Below are 18,603 nucleotides of genomic sequence, written 5' to 3'. Positions count from 1 at the left end.
GCATGTATTTGGCAGTTTGAAAACCTTCAAAATTCTTGCTGAGCGATATCGCAATCGAGGCAAAAGACTAGCATTAAGATTCAATCTAATTGCTGGAATTTATAACTTGGAGCTGAGTGAAAAATGACTTATGAAAGAAATCTATTGAGTTTCATTTTATTTTTTATATCAAGATTTATTTGCTAAATATTATATCCATCTCGATTTAAGTTGTATATTTGAACATAAAAAAACCACCCTTTCGGGTGGCTCTTTCAATCTCGAACAGCGTCTTATTGAGCGCGGTTTTTGATTTTGCGGATGGTTTCCAACTGAGCAGCAGTTTCTGCAAGAGCAGCCAAAGCAGCAGCTGAGTCCAAGTCGCTCTTTTGATTTGCTAACAATTGTTCAGCTTGTTTACGCGCTTCAATAATTGCTGCTTCATCAAGGTTGTCAGCACGTACTGCAGTATCTGCAAGTACAGTAACAACGTGCGGTTGAACTTCTAGTACACCACCTGATACATAGATTAATTCTTCTGTACCATTTTCAAGCAGAACGCGGATTGCGCCCGGCTTGAGCAAAGTTACTAGTGGCGCATGGCCAGGCATAATACCCAACTCACCACCAGCACCTTTAGCAATTAGCATAGTTACAGTGCCAGAGTACAAAGACTCTTTAACACTTACAACGTCACATTGCATAGTTGACATGAGAATCTCCTAAATTAGGTAACTAATTAAAGTTTCTCAGCTTTAGCAATAACTTCGTCAATACCACCAACCATGTAGAACGCTTGTTCTGGAATGTGGTCGTATTCACCAGCTAGAAGACCTTTAAAGCCACGAATTGTTTCTTTAAGCGGTACAAGTTTACCAGGAGCACCAGTAAACACTTCAGCTACGTGGAACGGTTGAGAGAAGAAACGTTGGATCTTACGTGCACGGTATACAGTAAGTTTGTCTTCTTCTGCCAATTCGTCCATACCAAGAATTGCGATAATGTCTTTCAATTCTTTGTAACGTTGAAGAACGTTTTGAACTGAACGAGCGATTTCGTAATGCTCAGTACCCACTACAAGTGGATCTAACTGACGTGAAGTAGAGTCAAGTGGATCGATCGCTGGGTAAATACCAGAAGATGCGATGTCACGGCTCAATACAACAGTCGCGTCCAAGTGAGCGAAGGTAGTAGCAGGCGATGGATCTGTTAAGTCATCGGCAGGTACGTATACCGCTTGGATTGACGTAATAGAACCAGACTTAGTAGACGTAATACGTTCTTGAAGAACACCCATCTCTTCTGCAAGAGTCGGTTGGTAACCTACTGCAGATGGCATACGACCTAGAAGTGCTGATACTTCAGTACCCGCTAGTGTATAACGATAGATGTTGTCGACGAACAATAGAACGTCACGGCCTTTACCGTTTTCGTCTTTTTCGTCACGGAAGTACTCAGCCATAGTCAAACCAGTCAACGCTACGCGTAAACGGTTACCTGGTGGCTCATTCATCTGACCGTAGACCATTGCTACTTTGTCTAGAACGTTAGAGTCTTTCATTTCGTGATAGAAGTCGTTACCTTCACGAGTACGTTCACCAACACCAGCAAACACAGATAAACCTGAGTGAGCTTTCGCGATGTTGTTGATCAACTCCATCATGTTTACAGTTTTACCAACACCGGCACCACCGAACAGACCAACTTTACCACCTTTAGCGAACGGGCAAAGTAAGTCAATTACTTTAATACCAGTTTCTAAAAGGTCAGTAGAAGCCGCTTGTTCTGCATAAGAAGGCGCTTGACGGTGAATTGGTAAACGAGCTTCAGTACCAACAGGACCAGCTTCGTCGATAGGGCGACCAAGAACGTCCATGATACGACCTAAACATGCAGTACCTACAGGTACAGAGATAGGCGCGCCAGTGTTAGTTACAGTAAGACCACGCTTAAGGCCTTCAGTAGAACCCATTGCAATAGTACGAACTACGCCATCACCAAGTTGCTGCTGAACTTCTAATGTAGTTTCAGTACCATCAACATGGAGAGCGTCATAGATCTTAGGAACGCTGTTACGTTCAAACTCGACGTCGATAACCGCGCCGATGATCTGAATGATACGACCGCTACTCATTGCTGTCTCCTCAATTCAAACTAATAATGTTAAACGGCAGCGGCACCACCAACGATCTCAGAGATTTCCTGAGTAATCGCGGCTTGACGCAGCTTGTTATAAATAAGTTGTAGGCTCTTGATCAATTCACCCGCGTTATCAGTTGCAGCTTTCATTGCAACCATACGAGCAGACTGTTCACATGCGATGTTTTCAATCACACCTTGATAAACCATAGACTCAATGTAACGAACCAATAAACCATTTAAAAGCTCTTCAGCTTCTGGTTCATAGATATAGTCCCAACCGTATTGACGGTTTAGACCTTCGCTTTCCTCAGCAGCTGCTAAAGGAACAAGCTGTTCGATTTTTTGGTTTTGAGTCATGGCGTTGACAAAGCCGTTTGACACTAGATAAATACGATCTAACTCGCCTTTATCAAACGCGTCTAACATCACCTGTACAGAACCAGTTAACTGTTCAAGACTCGGAGCATCACCTACGTTTGTAGTTGCACCAAGAACTTTACCGCCGTAGTTTTTAAAAAACGAAACCGCTTTTTGACCAATTAAAGCAAATTGAACTTCAATTGACTGCTCTTGTTGCTGTTGTACGTGTTTGACCACTTTTTTGAACAAGTTAATGTTCAAACCACCAGCAAGGCCACGATCTGAAGAAACAATGATATAGCCAACGCGCTTTACAGGACGTTCAACCATATAACGGTGTTTGTATTCAGGGTTCGCTTGTACCAAATGAGCAATTACACGGTGCATATTTTCGGCATACGGACGGCCTTGAGCCATGCGCTCTTGCGCACGACGCATCTTAGAAGCTGCTACCATCTGCATCGCGCGAGTAATTTTCTGCGTGCTTTTGATACTAGCTACTTTGGCGCGAATTTCTTTTAAATTTGCCATACGCTTAACCTAGTATTCGAAAGCCCTTTCGAGCTTCCGAAGGTTGATCCGTGAACCAAACCAAAACCAGATTCAACACAGTTGAATCTTAGTAAGTTTGAGTCGCTTTAAAGCTTTCAATACCTGCTTTGATTGCTGCTTCGATTTCTTTATCGTAAGCACCAGTCTCGTCAATTTTTTGCATTAACGCAGCATTTTCTGAACGGAAGTAAGAGATCAACGCAGCATCAAATGCAACGATTTTCTTCACTTCTACGTCAGCCATGTAGCCTTCGTTAGATGCATAAATTGAAACAGCTTGGTCAGCAATTGAGTATGGAGCATATTGTTTTTGCTTCATAAGCTCAGTTACACGTTGACCATGTTCAAGCTGTTTACGAGTTGCTTCGTCAAGGTCAGAAGCGAACTGAGCAAACGCAGCTAATTCACGGTATTGCGCAAGAGCGGTACGGATACCACCTGACAATTTTTTGATGATCTTAGTTTGAGCAGAACCACCAACACGTGATACAGAGATACCCGCGTTCACAGCAGGACGAATACCTGCGTTGAATAATGATGTTTCTAAGAAGATCTGACCGTCAGTAATCGAAATTACGTTAGTAGGTACGAATGCAGATACGTCACCGGCTTGAGTTTCAATAATCGGTAATGCAGTTAATGAACCAGTTTGGCCTTTAACTTCACCGTTAGTGAATTTCTCAACGTAGTCAGCAGATACACGTGAAGCACGTTCAAGTAAACGTGAGTGTAGATAGAATACGTCACCAGGATATGCTTCACGACCTGGTGGACGACGTAGAAGCAATGAAATTTGACGGTAAGCAACAGCTTGTTTAGACAAGTCATCATAAATGATAAGCGCGTCTTCACCGCGGTCACGGAAGTACTCACCCATTGTACAACCAGCATACGGAGCAAGATACTGCATCGCTGCAGGATCAGCTGCAGCAGCTGCTACAACAGTTGTGTACGCCATAGCGCCAGTTTCTTCTAGCTTGCGCACAACGTTAGCGATAGTCGATTGTTTTTGACCAATTGCTACGTATACACATTTAATGCCAGAATTTTTCTGAGCGATGATCGCATCGATCGCCATAGCTGTTTTACCAGTTTGACGGTCACCGATGATCAACTCACGTTGACCACGACCAACAGGGATCATTGTATCTACTGATTTATAACCAGTTTGTACAGGTTGATCCACTGATTGACGCCAAATTACGCCTGGTGCTACTTTTTCAACAGCATCAGTAAGTTTTGCGTCAATAGGGCCTTTACCATCAATTGGGTTACCCAAAGCATCTACTACACGGCCTAAAAGTTCTGGACCAACCGGAACTTCTAATACACGACCTGTGCAACGAGCTTTTTGACCTTCTTGAAGGCTTAAGTAGTTACCTAAGACAACGGCACCCACTGAATCCTGTTCTAGGTTCAGTGCCATACCAAATAAGCCGCCGTCGAATTCGATCATTTCACCGTACATTGCATCAGCAAGGCCGTGAATGCGCACAATACCGTCGGAAACCATAACAATGGTCCCTTCGTTCTTAGCGGTCGCGCTGGTGTCCAGATCGCCGATACGCTGTTTAATGAGCGCACTGATCTCGGATGGATTCAGTTGTTGCATTGCGCTATACCTCAATCTTTTTAAAGTTCAGTCTTCGAGCTGTTAAGCAAGAAGACGAGTCCGCATTTTTTCAAGCTTGTTAAGCGCAGAATCATCTATCACTTGGTCGCCTGCACGAATAACTACACCCGCGATTAACGCTGGGTTAACTTCTACAGAAACATTTACGGCAGCTTCGAATTTTTTCTCTAATGCATGCGCAAGTAATTGTTCTTGTACAGAAGTCAATGGGAATGCAGATTCAATCACTACATCCACAGTATTGTTATTCTGTGATTTGAGCTGTTCGTATTCTTCTGAAATTTCAGGAAGAAGTGCCAGACGGTCATTATCGGCAAGCAATGTCAAAAAGTTTGACACTGCTGCTGTCTGGTCTTCACCTAAAACTTTTGCGAAAACACTTACCTGCTCAGCAGGAGTAAGCTCAGGGCGATTTAGATAAGCTGAAAATGCTTCGTCTTGCACCGCAGCACTGAGCAAATTCAATGCATTTGACCAAGCGTCAGTTGCATTTTGCTCAGAAGCGTAAGCAAATGCTGCTTTAGCGTATGGGCGTGCCAACGTCAAGAGTTCAGCCATAATCCGCCTCTCTTAAAGTTTAGCAGCCAGCTGAGTCAGCATGGCATTGTGAGCTTCTGCGTCAACTTGCTGGTTCAGAATTTTTTCTGCGCCAGTAACTGCAAGAGCAGCAACTTGTTGACGTAATTCTTCGCGAGCAGCATTGATTTCAGTATCAACAGCTTCTTTCGCTTGTTGACGAATACGCTCACCTTCAGCCGCAGCTTGAGTACGCGCTTCTTCTACCAATTGCGCACCACGACGGTTCGCTTGTTCGATCAATTGAGCCGCTTGTGCTTTAGCCGCGTCTAATTCAGCTTTCACTTGTGCTTGCGCATCCGCAAGGTCAGCTTTTGCTTTTTCAGCAGCGTTTAAGCCATCAGCGATTTTACGCTGACGCTCACTAATCGCATTGATTAGTGGTGGCCATACAAACTTCATGCAGAATGCGACAAAAATCGCAAATGCAATCGCTTGGCCAATCAATGTGAGGTTGATATTCATTGCTATTCCTCAATAGTTTAATTTAGGAATTAAGCTGATTAACCTACAAATGGATTAGCGAAGATGAAGAACAAGCCAATACCAACACCGATCATAGGCACAGCATCAAGAAGACCTGCGATTAAGAACATACGAGTTTGAAGTTGTGGAGCCAATTCTGGTTGACGAGCAACAGCTTCTAAGAAACGGCCGCCTAGAAGACCAAAACCAATCGCAGTACCTAAAGCACCAAAAGCGATCAAGATAGCAGATGCAATTGCAACTAGACCTAAAGTGAGTTCCATGATAATTCCTCAGAGGTTAGGTTTATACCAAATTAAGTTAAAAAATTGTGTGCCCAACCACCCTTTGACAGTTGAGCAATACCATTAATGCTTTTCGCTAGCCATACTCATATATACGATAGTCAACATCATGAAAATGAATGCTTGTAACGTAATAACAAGAATATGGAAGATCGCCCAAGGCACAGACAACGCCCACTGGATCCAGAACGGTAGTAATGCGATCAAGATGAAGATCAACTCACCCGCATACATGTTACCGAACAGTCGAAGAGCCAATGAGATTGGACGTGCAATAAAAGTTACTAATTCAAGAATAATGTTTACTGGAATAAGTAATGCTTTTAAAACTGGGTTACTTGGGTTAAATGGGTTAAGTGCAAATTCTGCACCGAATCCGACAAGACCTTTCTCACGGATACTATAGAAAATAGTTAACGCAAATACTGACAATGCCATACCCAAGGTAATGTTAGGATCAGTAGATGGAACGATTTTGAAGTAAACGTGGTGAGGATCCATACCAAACACGTTAGCACCGATCAATTGAGCTGTATAAGGAATCCAGTCAACAGGGATCAAGTCCATCAAGTTCATGAGGAAAATCCACACGAAGATGGTCAACGCTAACGGCGCGATTAAGCGCGATTTGCCATGGAAAGTGTCACGGACACTTGAGTCAACGAACTCGATAATCATTTCGATTGCAGACTGGAACTTGGTCGGAACACCAGAGTTTGCAGCTTTCGCTACAACCCAGAACAACAAACAGAAAACAATACCAAGGCCGATAGACCAACCCATTGAATCCAAGTGAATAGCAGTGAACCCCATCTCTTGAGCTTCTTTAGCAGTCTCAGCTAACTTCCAAGTACCATCTGGCATTTTGCCATAGGTCAAGTTAGTCAAGTGATGCTGAATGTACTCGGTCGAAGTAAGGGCATGTTCTTCAGCAGCCATAAATCACACCTGGTCAATGTCAAAACTAATAGAGAAAACGAATATCGCGTGCTGCCTGATATCTCGTTACTCTCCAAAAAACTTTTCAATTTTTTGTTGTGTTTATACTCGTTTTTTTAAGCGTGTTGCCCAAAAAGGAGCGACCCACGACATACTTTGTACGAGCATAAAACCACAAAACAATGCCACCGCTGACAACGGTTTGACATTGATCAAAATCAAAATGAATCCAACAATCACGATTGCAAACTTGCCCATTAAGCCACGATACATGTTTGACAGCACCTGTTTAGAGGCACGGGCACCAGCCGCACGAAACGACTGCCATGAAAAGTAGCTACTTGCTAGCCAACATACCAACGCACCCAAAGCTGCACTATATGCTGTGATTGTGTCTTTAAGGACCCAACCAATCAGGGCTGAAACAGGAATCATTACTGCTTGTAAGATGACTAAAGCTTTCGCTAATCGTCGATCAATCATGCGACTAGTTCGACTCATTTTTGTTCACTCACAGCAATTCTGCTTGACAAGTTTAACTGATGATTATTTTTAATCGCAGGCATTATAGAGTTACACCCCTTAACTTGCAATCTTTTCCCGACCTTAGTCGTGTTTTTTTAAATTGGCAAACTGCTTTCAAACTAATCAATAGTTGTTTATTTTTTACTTTACTTTCGTGCATTTAGTGTGCATTTCAGTGTTTCATCAGCCAACATCTTCCATGCTGTTACAAAATCCCCTGCCCCACTCATCGTTTCGTCAACCGGTTGAAAGACGATGCCACCGAGCTTTTGATACTGATTTTGACTGGCATGTGCTTCTGCAAGTAAGCATACTTTTGGCTGAGCACGATGGTCTTTCAAGTATTTGATTTGTGCCAATGTCGGCGCGACATGTGGATCATCTGTCAACGCACCGGTAAATTTCAAATTCAGTGAGCGCTCAAGATATTGATAGGCATCGTGGTAAGACCAGTAAGGTTGAGCACGGCTCGACACATCGGTTTTTTGCGCAGTAACCAAGAGTTTCTGCGCAAATGCACGTGCATTGGCCCAATATTTTTCACGATGTTCTGGAAACTGTTGTGAACGTAAAGCAGCAATAAAAAAGCCGATTCGAACCGCATTGTTTGGTTCAAGCCAGACATGGGTATCGATTGTGCCTTTTAATGCATTGCCACGAACATCCCGCAAAGGCAACGCACTGATAATGCCTGAGTCTAAAATAGCGATACTTTTACCACTTTCACCCAACATTTTTGCCAATGGCGCTTCATGCGCTTGGCCTAGCCATAAAACGAGATTGGCATCTTGCACGGTTTTACGGTGTGCAGGCGTCAAGCTCACATCATGTCCAGATTGATGGTCAAGCAGTAGTTTGGGCTGCTCTACGCCCTTAAGTACATCCTTCGCAATTAGATAAATCGGTTGTGTAGAAACAACGAGACCTTGCGCCCAGCTCATCACACTGAATAAAGCCAAACTACAAAAAAGAAATACACGGGACATGGGGAGAGAGCACCATAAAATGAATAGTGTTATAATATAACAAAATCGTAAAAAAACCTACGTCTGTTCGTAAGTCCTTACGCTTCATGTTAAGATTTAAAGTCTTTTTCTTTATACAGTTTCGTACTCGAGGTTGGCTATGAGCGCATGTTCACACGAACATCATAATGCTTTGCATGGTGTACACGATCATCATAATGTCGAACAGCGCCTTGCTGAAGCTGAGAGTCTCTGTAGTGCGACGGGTGCTCGACTTACGCCCTTGCGTAAAGAAGTATTGGAACTGATCTTAAATGCAACGGGACCAATGGGCGCTTATGATCTTTTGGCTAAAATCAAAAGTGAGTCTGACCGACCTGCAGCGCCACCGACGGTGTACCGTACGCTGGATTTTCTGCTTGAAAAAGGTTTGATTCATCGTCTAACGTCGATTAATGCTTACATCCCATGTTGTCATCCGCGCGAAGGACATCAAGCTGCATTTCTGATTTGCACCGATTGTAAATTAGTCAAAGAAGCATCTGCTCAAGGCTTGATGGCGCAACTCGATGAATTGTCTGCATCCGATGGTTTTACTGCACATCACAGTATTATTGAAATTTCAGGGATCTGTCAGCAGTGCCGCAGCAAACACTAAATGTGAAGCCCATTGTGGCTTTAGAGCATGTTCATGTCCGAATCGATGAACGTGACATTTTAAAAAATGTAGATTTCGCCTTACACGAAAAAGAAATTGTCACCTTAATCGGTCCCAATGGTGCAGGCAAATCCACGCTAATCAAAGTGTTGTTGGGTATTGTAAAACCTGTATCTGGCAAAGTGATCAGCACACAAAAATTAAAATTTTCATATGTGCCACAAAAATTTAATCCATCACACAGCTTACCGCTACGTGTGTGTGATTTATTGGCACTAGAAAAATGTGATGCCAGCATTAAGCAAGAAATTATTCGTGATACTGGCATTGCCAAGTTACAACAATCTAAAGTTCAGCAATTATCGGGCGGCGAACGTCAACGTGTATTGATTGCACGGGCTTTATTGCGTCAACCGAATGTATTGGTTCTGGATGAACCTATGCAAGGTCTGGATATCCAGTCTGAAGCGGAACTGTATGACTATGTGCGTAGCTTGCCTGAAAAATATGGCTGTGCAGTTTTGATGGTTTCTCATGATTTACAATGGGTCATGCAAGGAACACATCGTGTAGTTTGCCTCAATAAGCATATTTGCTGTAGTGGCTTGCCTGAAAATGTGCAGCAACATCCTGAATATCAAGCGATCTTTGGGACAAACCGTGTGTTCTATCAACACCATCATGATCACTGTGCGCATGGCGATAGTGCAACGCCTTGCCAGCATGACTCTCGTCCTCATATTCACCCTGAACCGGAAGCATAATCCATGATGGAATGGCTACAACTCCTTTTGCCAGCATGGATCATGGGCACTTTGCTGGTGTTCCTGACTGCACCCCTCGGCTGTTTAATGCTATGGCGTCGCATGTCATTTTTTGCGGACACCATGGCACATGGCACTTTACTCGGTGTCGCCATTGCCGGTGCAATGAGTCTACCGCTTTGGACAGGCGTTACATTGATTGCGCTCTTATTGGTTGCAATCTTATGGGTGTTACACGACCCTCGCTTACCCAATGACGCTTTGCTTGCGCTATGTTCTGCAACACTCCTGTGCTCAGGCTTACTCTTCATACAACATTTGCCAAGCTTAAGACCTGAATTACTCAGCTATTTATTTGGCGACTTGCTCACCATTTCTTGGTCAGATTTGCCTGTCTTTGCAGTGGTGATCATTGTGGCACTGACCGTGCTTCATAAAAGTTGGCAATCACAGATTCAGATTGCCATTGACCCCGATATTGCGGTCAGTGAAGGTGTCAGCGCTAAATGGCAACGTCTGATTTTTATGTTATTACTGGCATTATTTACTGTATTGGCTTTACGTGCTGTCGGCTCATTGCTGATGGGTGCATTGTTAGTGATTCCTGCATTAACCGCTCGTTTATTGGCAAATTCCCCGAAGCAAATGGTACTGTGGTCTTTCATCATTGCCCAAGTCGGTGTAACTGTAGGTTTATGGTCAAGCGCTGGTTTAAACACCTCTACAGGACTGACCATTGTATTAACTATGGCGCTGCTCTTTGCCCTGATTTTTATTATGCAAAAATTTAAGAAAGTCGCTTAAGCACCAACGTTCTTTGCTCAATTCGCGACATATCAAAATAAAAAAGCCATGCAGTTGCATGGCTTTTTTTTGCACGTCAAATACGATGCTCAGAATCATCTAACTGGATTTATTGATGCACCAAACTCAATAAACTCGCAGCACAAGCAAATAATACCGCAAAGGTTCGATTCAAATATTTTTGTTGTTTGGGTGATTTTAATAACCGCAGCACTTTTGCAGCGAGACCGGTATACCCCGCCATGACAATCAGATCGATGCTAATCATCGTTGCAGCCATGATGACATATTGAATCCATTGGGGTTTAGATAAATCTAAAAACTGCGGCAAAACTGCCAACAAAAATACAATCGCTTTAGGGTTGCTCATATTGACCAAAAAGCCATGTAAAACTAATTTTGACGGTGATTTATTGGGCAAATCTTGTTGAATTTCAATAGACTCTATTGGCGCTGTCCACTGTAAATAAGCCAAATATAATAAATAGCCCACACCAAACCATTTCACGATCAGAAAAGCCCATGGTGTCGTCGCAAATAAGACCCCTGCCCCAGCTGCAACAATGGCGATCTGAACCAAAAGTGCCAATTGCAGGCCGATTGCATTCCAATACCCATGCTTAAACCCATAATTCAAACCACTCGACATAGACGCAATTGCACCTGCACCTGGGGAAACACTAATTACCCAACATGCCAACATGTATGCAATCCAGATTTGATAGGACATCATTAGCTCAAGTTTGAAATGGGTCTGTATTATATGACATTTACTCTATTTTCATGACAATAATGCACGCTAAAAGGCCAAATGAAGGCTACACTCTCAGCGCTGCTTAAGGCACAATATACACAGCCACTCAGAAATTATAATTTTTAGGAGCCATGAATGTCTGCTCAATCTGTAATTTTGCCATTACCCTCAGATCATGCTCGTTTTATTGTTTTACGTTTAAAAGATTTAACGATTAGCGAATTAAAAGAACAACTTGAAGACTTATTGAATACTCGTGATCGTCTGATTACCCAACATCCTAATGCACAGATTAAAACGGCTGTGGCTTTTGGACCAGAACTTTGGGCGCAACTTTACAGTCAAGCTCCGGCAGGCTTTAAACAACTTGATCCAATTCAAGGTTCATTTAACATGCCTGTAGTGCCAGCAGATGTGCTGATTCACATTGCGGCACAGCGTACAGATATTTGCTTTGCTTTAAGCCAAGCTTTCTTTGATGGCATTCAAGATAAAGTTGAGGTTTTAGATGAGCGTGTTTGCTTCCGTAATTTCGATGGCCGTGACTTAACTGGTTTTATTGATGGTACTGAAAACCCTCAATTTCCAGATGACCGTGCTGAAACAGCATTATTAGCAGAAGATGCGGGTATTTTTGCTGATGGTTCTTTTGTCTTTGCACAGCGTTATGCACATAACTTAGATAAATGGAAAAAGTTAAAGGTAGATGCTCAGGAACATGTCATTGGGCGCACCAAACTTGAGTCAATTGAGTTGGATGAAGACGAACAACCTGAAAACTCACATGTATCACGTACCGTTGTTGAAAATGGCGAAGGTGAAGAACTAGCAATTTTGCGTCATTCATTGCCTTATGGCGATGGCCGCGGTGACCAAGGTTTGTTTTTTATTGCTTATACCCATGACCTCAGCATTATCGACAGCATGCTGGTTCGCATGTTCGGTACGAGCGGTGACGGTATTCACGACCGCTTACTTCACTTTGTTACGCCAATGGACGGAGCGTATTACTTTGCACCGAGTGAAGAGTTGCTGGAAGAAATTTTAGAAGGGTAAATTTTGAAAATGCAAAGAGTAGATTTTCCTACTCTTTGCAACAAAATTTATTTATTCATAGTACTTAATTCTGCAGTGGAAAGACCAATATTTTCACACCCCTGCGTAGCTGAAACACATTTTAACGTATTACTTAAATCAACTTTAAAGACACTCGATTTACCACCTTGTGCATATTTTATATTTGCTAAATATGTAAAAATTCCTTTTTTAGAATTAAACGTAAATTGATCTCCTTGCAACAAATCCACCCCTTTACCATTAGCATTTTTATCTTCTGAAGCTAAAACAGGAATTGTTAAGAAATTGTTGCTATTAAAATTATAAACGAAAGTATTAACAATAAAGCTTCTAAAAGGCGTTTTTACATAATCAATATTAAAATCCTCTCGAACACGAAATGCCACAATATTTTTATCACGATATAAGATATTTATATCAACATTAGATTTTAATGGAACTGTTGACTTATAAACATCGAAGACTTTATTTTGATTAAAAATTTGTACTCCAAATTTTTTCAATGTGTACTTTCTCCCATTTTTATTTTTATCAACATCACCAAAATCAGTTAATCTTATTTTTTTATTAGTAGAAACTATACTATATGTTCCATATTTATCTATAAAATCGATAGGTGATTTTATTTGTATAGCTTCTTGAGTTGGATCATTCCAACTATTATTTATTTTTGCATATCCACATCCAAAAAAAGAATTAATAATTAAAAATAAGGAAATTGTTTTTATATATTTCATATTATGCCTTTTAGGGGTTAGTCGAACTAATAAGGTAAATTTGCATTAATAAAAGGTATTGGATCAATTCTCCCGGTTAAACCAATACCTAATAAAGGAGCACTCCTTGCTTCAAAATGTAAATGGGCGCCATTTGCTATAGTTGTCATCTTATTAGCATTACCTGTAGCACCCGACTTTCCAATAACCTCTCCAACATCTACAAGATCATTTTTATCTACATTAATAGCTGACAAATGTGCATAAAAAAAATACACATACTTGCTTTCTACTATATTTTTTTTAGCATATTTTTTTTGTTTATCCGGTAAATCATCGATATCTACTTTCAAGACAATTACTTTACCATAAGCCCCTCCTGTATCCATAGCTGCAACTATTATCCCACTACTAACAGCGTAAATGCTCGTACCGGGATTAGCCTGTAAATCCACGCCTTGATGATTTTTAGTTCCATTATTCCTAACTTTACCAAAAGTTGCTCCCTTTGCATTTGCTAAGCCAGCAGTTCTTAATTTACATACAGCTAATGGATCATTCCAACCTTCTGCGCCTCCAACTGAAGTTTGTTCATTGTTTTTGGAATTTAGATCACCAATAGATTCTTCTTTTTTATCTGGAGTAATTTTAGGCTCAGGTGACGAAATAGGAGCACCATTTAATAATTTTATAGTTTCATCCATGCTTAAATTAATACCAGAGGTTTTACTTTTATCTACAACATATTGATATATATTAATATGACCATCAATGTAGTTTCTTAACCAAGCTCCATAAGCTTGTTTTGCATTTTTATACCTTTTAAGAAAACTTGTTGCTTGTTTTTCCCCATTCTTTCCGAATTGTATAAACAATAGTTTATGAGCTCTATCTTCTGTTAAATTATTTAAAACAAATTTTTTCCCTCCAGAAGACCCCTCATGATGTAATAGATATGCAAATTTTGCCATGGAACTTGGCTCTGTCAAATTTTGGTAGGGTAGTCCAGAAGCTTTGAAATTACTTATCGCGTATGCTGCTGCAGCATCAATAGCCATCTCTGCATTAAATCTTAAATTTAATTTTTGTATTGTTGTTAAATTAGGATTCTTTTGCACATATTGTCCAACCAAAGATTTTTGATTTTTGCACATCTCTATCCATGTTGCGTCTAGAAACTGCGTTAAACCCGCAGCTGAACTTGAATTAGCCCTGCTATTTACATCCCATTCACCTGTTTTTTTAAGCTTGGCTGCTTCAGCATCTATTACAGCAGCTAAAGCATGTGGGGTAAAACCATGTCTTTTAGCAGCACTAATGATGTATGATCTATATTTATTATTAATAGGCTTTAACAGAAAATTATCTTCAGTGAATTGTGCAGCAACAATATGTGTACTATTGCCATTATCAGTTCTTTTTTGCTCTATCCGTTCACTAGGTATTCTTATATCTTCTTTTGTATTATTAATCCCAATCAAATCGCCTAAATCATCAACGATTGGCTTACCCATTTTTTTTAAGTCTTTAATAATACTATCAATTGTAATCTGAGTTTGACCACTTTGAGCATGATGACTTCCTACTACTTTTATTTTTCTAGAAGTTAGTTTTAATACCTTCTTGCCAATTGGCAGTTTTTTATGATCTGCTATTAAATCAAATACCCCATTAATATTTTTATAATAGACTTTTAACCCCTTTGAATGGTCATCTATAAAAATATTTTCAAAAATTCCATTTTCTGTCTTTCTTATTATTTTCCGACCATCAAACTCAAGTTGAAGCGTGGCATTTAAAATAGGGTTAAACCCTAAATCCAAAATAATTATTTTGATTTTTGTTTCATAAGAATCCTCTTTATCCTCATGATTCAATAAAATTTTTTCACCAATTTTAATATTATGAATACTTTTTCCTTGTAAATTATTTATTTTTGCTAATTGATTTACAGTCGTTCCATATTTTTTTGAAATTCCCCAAAGCGTATCACCTGCCTTGACAATATGTATGTTTGACATAATCTAATATTCCTCATTATTATTTAATTCTATTTGTAACCCATGATCTCCTATATCAAAATCATCTTCATTTTGTTCTTCGAATTGAGCTTCATCCTCAAATACTCCTGACCAATCATCAAACCCTATTAATGCACTATATTGTATGTTTTCATCCTTTATCGATAATTTACTTTTACCTTTTTTATCAGTAACTCCTTCCCATAAAATATCTTTATTTTTCGAATCAAACATTTGAATTTTTGCATTTTCTATTCCAAGTCCTGCTAGACTTGAAAATAGAAAATCGACAGCATAGGGGCCAGATTTAGGTAATTCAGGAATTAAATAGTTAACCATTTCTCCCCCCACAAAACTATGCTGCCCTGCCTTACTCTCAAACTTGCCACCTGTCGTGGTAAATATTCCACTGCCATTAATTTTCAGCTGTGAACCTCCTGCAGTCAGCACAATTTCTTTAGGACTGGTAATTTCAATTTTATCTTCAGTTGAAATGAGCTTAATCACCTTTCGTGCAATTGCTTCAATAGCATCATCTTGGGCTTGTAATTCAACTTTCCCTTTTGCGGCATAAGCACTCAGGCCCTTTTGAGCCGCAAACAAACTGATTTTGTCTTGTGCATGACCAACAATATTCTTTTGAGCACTGAAATTAATCGAACCTTGTGCACTTTCTGCAATATCCTGTGAGGCTTGTAATACAATATCTTCTGGTGTAGTGAGTGCAATACCATTAGGTGATGCAAGTAACATCAGTGCTTGGCGGAATAATTTGCCTTGTTCTTGTTTTGCCGCTGTATTAGATTTTTCTAAACCTTGCGCATAGCCTTCCATAAAGCCTTGTACTTTTTCTAATGCTTTTATGGGTGTCATCGCTGGTGGCAAACCAAAACCACCATTATTCAATAAATCATCAGGGTTAAATTTGATGTCTTCGATCAATTTGCCCACATCTTTTAATGCTTTTAATGGATCTTCTTTTAGGTTGCTTTTCAGACTTGCGACCCGCCCTTGAATCACATCTTTACCATTTTCTTCAATATGATCTATGACAGACTTTAAGTTATCAAAGGCATCTTCAGCATCATTAAAAAATGCTTTAAATTCTTTTACTGTACTTTTGACATCATGTGCGATTGAGCCCATTTCTTTGACAAAACTTTTGCAGTTTTTTAACGCTGCCAATGGGTCTCGACTTAAATCCTCTTTGAACAAATTTAAAGTCGCTTTGACACCTTCGGCAGTACTTTTGATTTCTAAAGAGTTTATTAACTTCGGCAAACGATTAATCACATTTAATGCATCGGTCTGCTGCTTTACGGCTACGCCGCTCAGCATATTCATGCTCTGATGCCCTTGATTTAAAAGCGACTGAGCTTCAGCAGCAGCAAGATGATCGGCAACTGCTTTATCCTGCGCATAGGTACTAATGAGTAAACCTTTACCTGCACGCATTGCCCCCCACGCATCCGTTCGCAGCTCAAACCCCTCACCACGGCCATGGCTACTGTCTTGTTCTTTAGGATGGCTGAGATTACCTAAATTCAGCTGTGTCGCCGCATGACTACTTTGTAATTGGGTACTGATCTGCCCCGTCGTGTCATCAAAGCGCAGTTGGTTAAAGCCTGCTCCTGCAACTTCTTGCGAGCGGATACCACTGAGTTTTTTGGTTTCAGGAAGCTGACCTTTGAGGTCAAACATGGTCTGAGATCGCTCAGCCTCATGTATACGTCCTACTACAAAGGGACGATCCACATCTCCCTCAAAAAAGTCGATCACCACAATTTCGCCAATACGAGGATGGAAACGTGCCCCATAACCTTCACCCGCCCATGGAGTCAGTACATCGACCCAAGCCGAGTCACTGTCATTATCATTACTCCCTGCTCCACCATCATGACTATGGTCATCGCTGCGGGTGAACGTAAACCTAACTTTGATACGCCCCCAAGCATCGACATAAATACTTTCACCTTCTGGACCGACCACTTTAGCCCGCTGTGGAAACGCAGGTGGCCGGTGTAATAAAGGATCATATTCAGGCACCACAGAAATTTGCCGACGGACCACATAGAGCTCATTGGCCTGCCGTTCATCCCCTAAAGATAGCCAACGGCTCGCGGCAAGTAACTTTTCTAATTGAACCAAAATATCTTTGGGTAAATTATTTTGGTTATAAAATGCTTTGCCCAATATGAGAAATTCACGATCTGTCGTTTGATGTTGATCGATTTCAGGATGATTTTCTAATTCAAACCAATACCCAACTTGTGCATCCCTTACGCTACTGCTGGCGGTAAAATATTTGGCTTGTAATTCCTGATATTGATTGAGTTGCCGATTCAACTGATCCAATTGCTGTGTATTTGAAGTGGTCGCCTGATCTGCACCTTTAAGGTCAGTTGTCCAAGCCGAACTTACGGTCCAAGCCTGCTCTAAACTTAAGGTTTCATTGTGCTGTTGCTCACTCTGTGCATGGGCGCTTAAGAGCGGATTACTTTGGTCTTGTGCCAAATGTTGAGCTTGCCAACGCTGCGTTTGAATGGTGGTCGATTGTAAAAAGCGTTCTGCCACAAAACTGGTGATCGTGTCTAAACGTTCCGTGGCATGACTCCGATGAAAGCGAATTTTTTTCCGCTCTAAAGCACTATAAGCCTGATTGGTATCAATTAAACGCAGCTGCTGTGCTTGCATCGGTGCAGCCGAAAATGCGACAAATAACTCCGCTTCATCAATTAACCAATTGATCCCTTCACTGCGCCAAAGGCGGGTCAAAAATGCATAATCACTTTCATTCGCCTGCATGGTGAATGGACGCACATCATAGGTACGTGCCAGTCCCTCTAAGTTCAAGCTTAAACTGGCAGCAAACAGCGCACTTTTTTTCTGCCATTCACTAAAAATAATCTCGGTCATCTCCCCTACCGATTTATTCATAAAGACACGGCTGTTACGACGCTTATGCCAGAGTGCTGTGGCATCCTCAATCACCAGTTTATAAACGGTCAGTGCACCATCACTTTGACCTTGGCTAGCCCCAGTAATCACACCAGTCAGGCGACTGAGTTGTCCCAAATCTGTCACTTGATCGACAGCCACTCGGCCACCGATAAACTGCTTTAAAGCAAGATGAGCATTGGTCGAGAGACAAATAATTTCCGCACGAAAGCCTTGATTGATACGGTGTTGACCTTCAATCCGTTGAATAAAAACTTCAGAATTTAGGTGTTCATTTGAGAAATGAATGTGTAGCGCACGTTTCTGTACGCTAAAGCCAAAGTTTTCCACCATGGCGTGAATATTTTTAAGCATTGTTATTATGTATTTAATTTTTTTAATGACGGCATTTTAGGAAATGATTGTTTTTT

General features: G+C 40.9%; 18 protein-coding genes and 1 pseudogene. 5 read left to right on the top strand and 14 right to left on the bottom strand.

Annotated features, from left to right (window positions below; all coding sequences use genetic code 11):
- Positions 1-127: pseudogene (locus tag FTT94_RS08590) on the top strand (IS5/IS1182 family transposase); the annotation flags it as partial.
- 145 nt (positions 128-272) lie between these two features.
- Here the strand turns inward: FTT94_RS08590 and FTT94_RS08585 are convergent.
- The 10 genes from FTT94_RS08585 to FTT94_RS08540 form a co-directional block, all read right to left on the bottom strand.
- Positions 273-692, bottom strand: a complete 420-nt coding sequence (locus FTT94_RS08585; RefSeq protein WP_078191472.1) for a F0F1 ATP synthase subunit epsilon — start codon at positions 690-692, stop codon at positions 273-275.
- A gap of 26 nt (positions 693-718) precedes the next feature.
- Entirely contained in the window at positions 719-2,113 is a 1,395-nt protein-coding gene (atpD, locus tag FTT94_RS08580) for a F0F1 ATP synthase subunit beta (protein WP_078191473.1), read from the bottom strand.
- 29 nt (positions 2,114-2,142) lie between these two features.
- The gene (gene atpG, locus FTT94_RS08575; RefSeq protein WP_078191474.1) at positions 2,143-3,012 is read right to left on the bottom strand and encodes a F0F1 ATP synthase subunit gamma; all 870 of its coding nucleotides are present in this window, start codon (positions 3,010-3,012) and stop codon (positions 2,143-2,145) included.
- 88 nt (positions 3,013-3,100) lie between these two features.
- The gene (gene atpA / locus FTT94_RS08570; protein ID WP_078191475.1) at positions 3,101-4,645 is read right to left on the bottom strand and encodes a F0F1 ATP synthase subunit alpha; all 1,545 of its coding nucleotides are present in this window, start codon (positions 4,643-4,645) and stop codon (positions 3,101-3,103) included.
- Between the two features lie 42 nt (positions 4,646-4,687).
- On the bottom strand, positions 4,688-5,224 hold the full coding sequence (locus FTT94_RS08565) for a F0F1 ATP synthase subunit delta (RefSeq protein WP_078191476.1): 537 nt from the start codon (positions 5,222-5,224) through the stop codon (positions 4,688-4,690).
- Between the two features lie 12 nt (positions 5,225-5,236).
- On the bottom strand, positions 5,237-5,707 hold the full coding sequence (locus FTT94_RS08560) for a F0F1 ATP synthase subunit B (RefSeq protein ID WP_078191477.1): 471 nt from the start codon (positions 5,705-5,707) through the stop codon (positions 5,237-5,239).
- A gap of 38 nt (positions 5,708-5,745) precedes the next feature.
- Positions 5,746-5,991, bottom strand: coding sequence for a F0F1 ATP synthase subunit C (gene atpE, locus FTT94_RS08555; RefSeq protein WP_000424060.1), 246 nt, complete (start codon positions 5,989-5,991; stop codon positions 5,746-5,748).
- A gap of 84 nt (positions 5,992-6,075) precedes the next feature.
- Entirely contained in the window at positions 6,076-6,951 is an 876-nt protein-coding gene (gene atpB / locus FTT94_RS08550; RefSeq protein WP_078191478.1) for a F0F1 ATP synthase subunit A, read from the bottom strand.
- Positions 6,952-7,053: 102 nt separating this feature from the next.
- Positions 7,054-7,452 (bottom strand): ATP synthase subunit I, encoded by a 399-nt coding sequence (locus tag FTT94_RS08545; protein ID WP_078194025.1) that lies wholly within the window; start codon positions 7,450-7,452, stop codon positions 7,054-7,056.
- Between the two features lie 170 nt (positions 7,453-7,622).
- Positions 7,623-8,462 carry a metal ABC transporter solute-binding protein, Zn/Mn family gene (locus tag FTT94_RS08540; RefSeq protein WP_180005341.1) on the bottom strand — a complete coding sequence of 280 codons (840 nt, stop codon included), beginning with the start codon at positions 8,460-8,462 and terminating at the stop codon, positions 7,623-7,625.
- Between the two features lie 139 nt (positions 8,463-8,601).
- On the opposite strand from FTT94_RS08540, the gene FTT94_RS08535 reads away from it, so the two are divergent.
- The 3 genes from FTT94_RS08535 to znuB are packed head-to-tail and all read left to right on the top strand — an operon-like array spanning position 8,602 to position 10,667.
- A complete protein-coding gene (locus tag FTT94_RS08535; protein ID WP_168378806.1) occupies positions 8,602-9,099 on the top strand; it encodes a transcriptional repressor in 498 nt (165 codons plus the stop codon).
- A complete protein-coding gene (znuC, locus tag FTT94_RS08530; protein WP_180039825.1) occupies positions 9,072-9,863 on the top strand; it encodes a zinc ABC transporter ATP-binding protein ZnuC in 792 nt (263 codons plus the stop codon). Before FTT94_RS08535 ends, znuC begins: the two co-directional genes overlap by 28 nt.
- Before the next feature lie 3 nt (positions 9,864-9,866).
- Positions 9,867-10,667, top strand: coding sequence for a zinc ABC transporter permease subunit ZnuB (gene znuB / locus FTT94_RS08525; protein ID WP_180170606.1), 801 nt, complete (start codon positions 9,867-9,869; stop codon positions 10,665-10,667).
- A gap of 109 nt (positions 10,668-10,776) precedes the next feature.
- Here the strand turns inward: znuB and FTT94_RS08520 are convergent, their stop codons facing one another.
- Complete coding sequence (locus tag FTT94_RS08520; protein ID WP_180035137.1) at positions 10,777-11,397, bottom strand: LysE family transporter; 621 nt, start codon at positions 11,395-11,397, stop codon at positions 10,777-10,779.
- Positions 11,398-11,556: 159 nt separating this feature from the next.
- Between FTT94_RS08520 and FTT94_RS08515 the strand changes: the two genes are divergently transcribed.
- Positions 11,557-12,477: a Dyp-type peroxidase gene (locus tag FTT94_RS08515; protein ID WP_180170605.1), complete on the top strand. Its 921-nt coding sequence runs from the start codon at positions 11,557-11,559 to the stop codon at positions 12,475-12,477.
- A 47-nt stretch (positions 12,478-12,524) separates the two neighbouring features.
- Here the strand turns inward: FTT94_RS08515 and FTT94_RS08510 are convergent, their stop codons facing one another.
- Genes FTT94_RS08510 through FTT94_RS08500 form a run of 3 tightly spaced genes read right to left on the bottom strand, consistent with a single transcriptional unit; the run spans position 12,525 to position 18,547 of the window.
- Entirely contained in the window at positions 12,525-13,235 is a 711-nt protein-coding gene (locus FTT94_RS08510) for a hypothetical protein (RefSeq protein ID WP_180170604.1), read from the bottom strand.
- A 26-nt stretch (positions 13,236-13,261) separates the two neighbouring features.
- Positions 13,262-15,235 (bottom strand): peptidoglycan DD-metalloendopeptidase family protein, encoded by a 1,974-nt coding sequence (locus FTT94_RS08505; protein ID WP_180170603.1) that lies wholly within the window; start codon positions 15,233-15,235, stop codon positions 13,262-13,264.
- A gap of 3 nt (positions 15,236-15,238) precedes the next feature.
- Positions 15,239-18,547 carry a type VI secretion system Vgr family protein gene (locus FTT94_RS08500; protein WP_180170602.1) on the bottom strand — a complete coding sequence of 1,103 codons (3,309 nt, stop codon included), beginning with the start codon at positions 18,545-18,547 and terminating at the stop codon, positions 15,239-15,241.
- Between the last annotated feature and the right edge of the window lie 56 nt (positions 18,548-18,603).

Source organism: Acinetobacter sp. YH12027, from assembly GCF_013420085.1.
Lineage (GTDB): Bacteria > Pseudomonadota > Gammaproteobacteria > Pseudomonadales > Moraxellaceae > Acinetobacter > Acinetobacter amyesii.
This window is presented reverse-complemented; position numbering and strand designations above follow the sequence as displayed.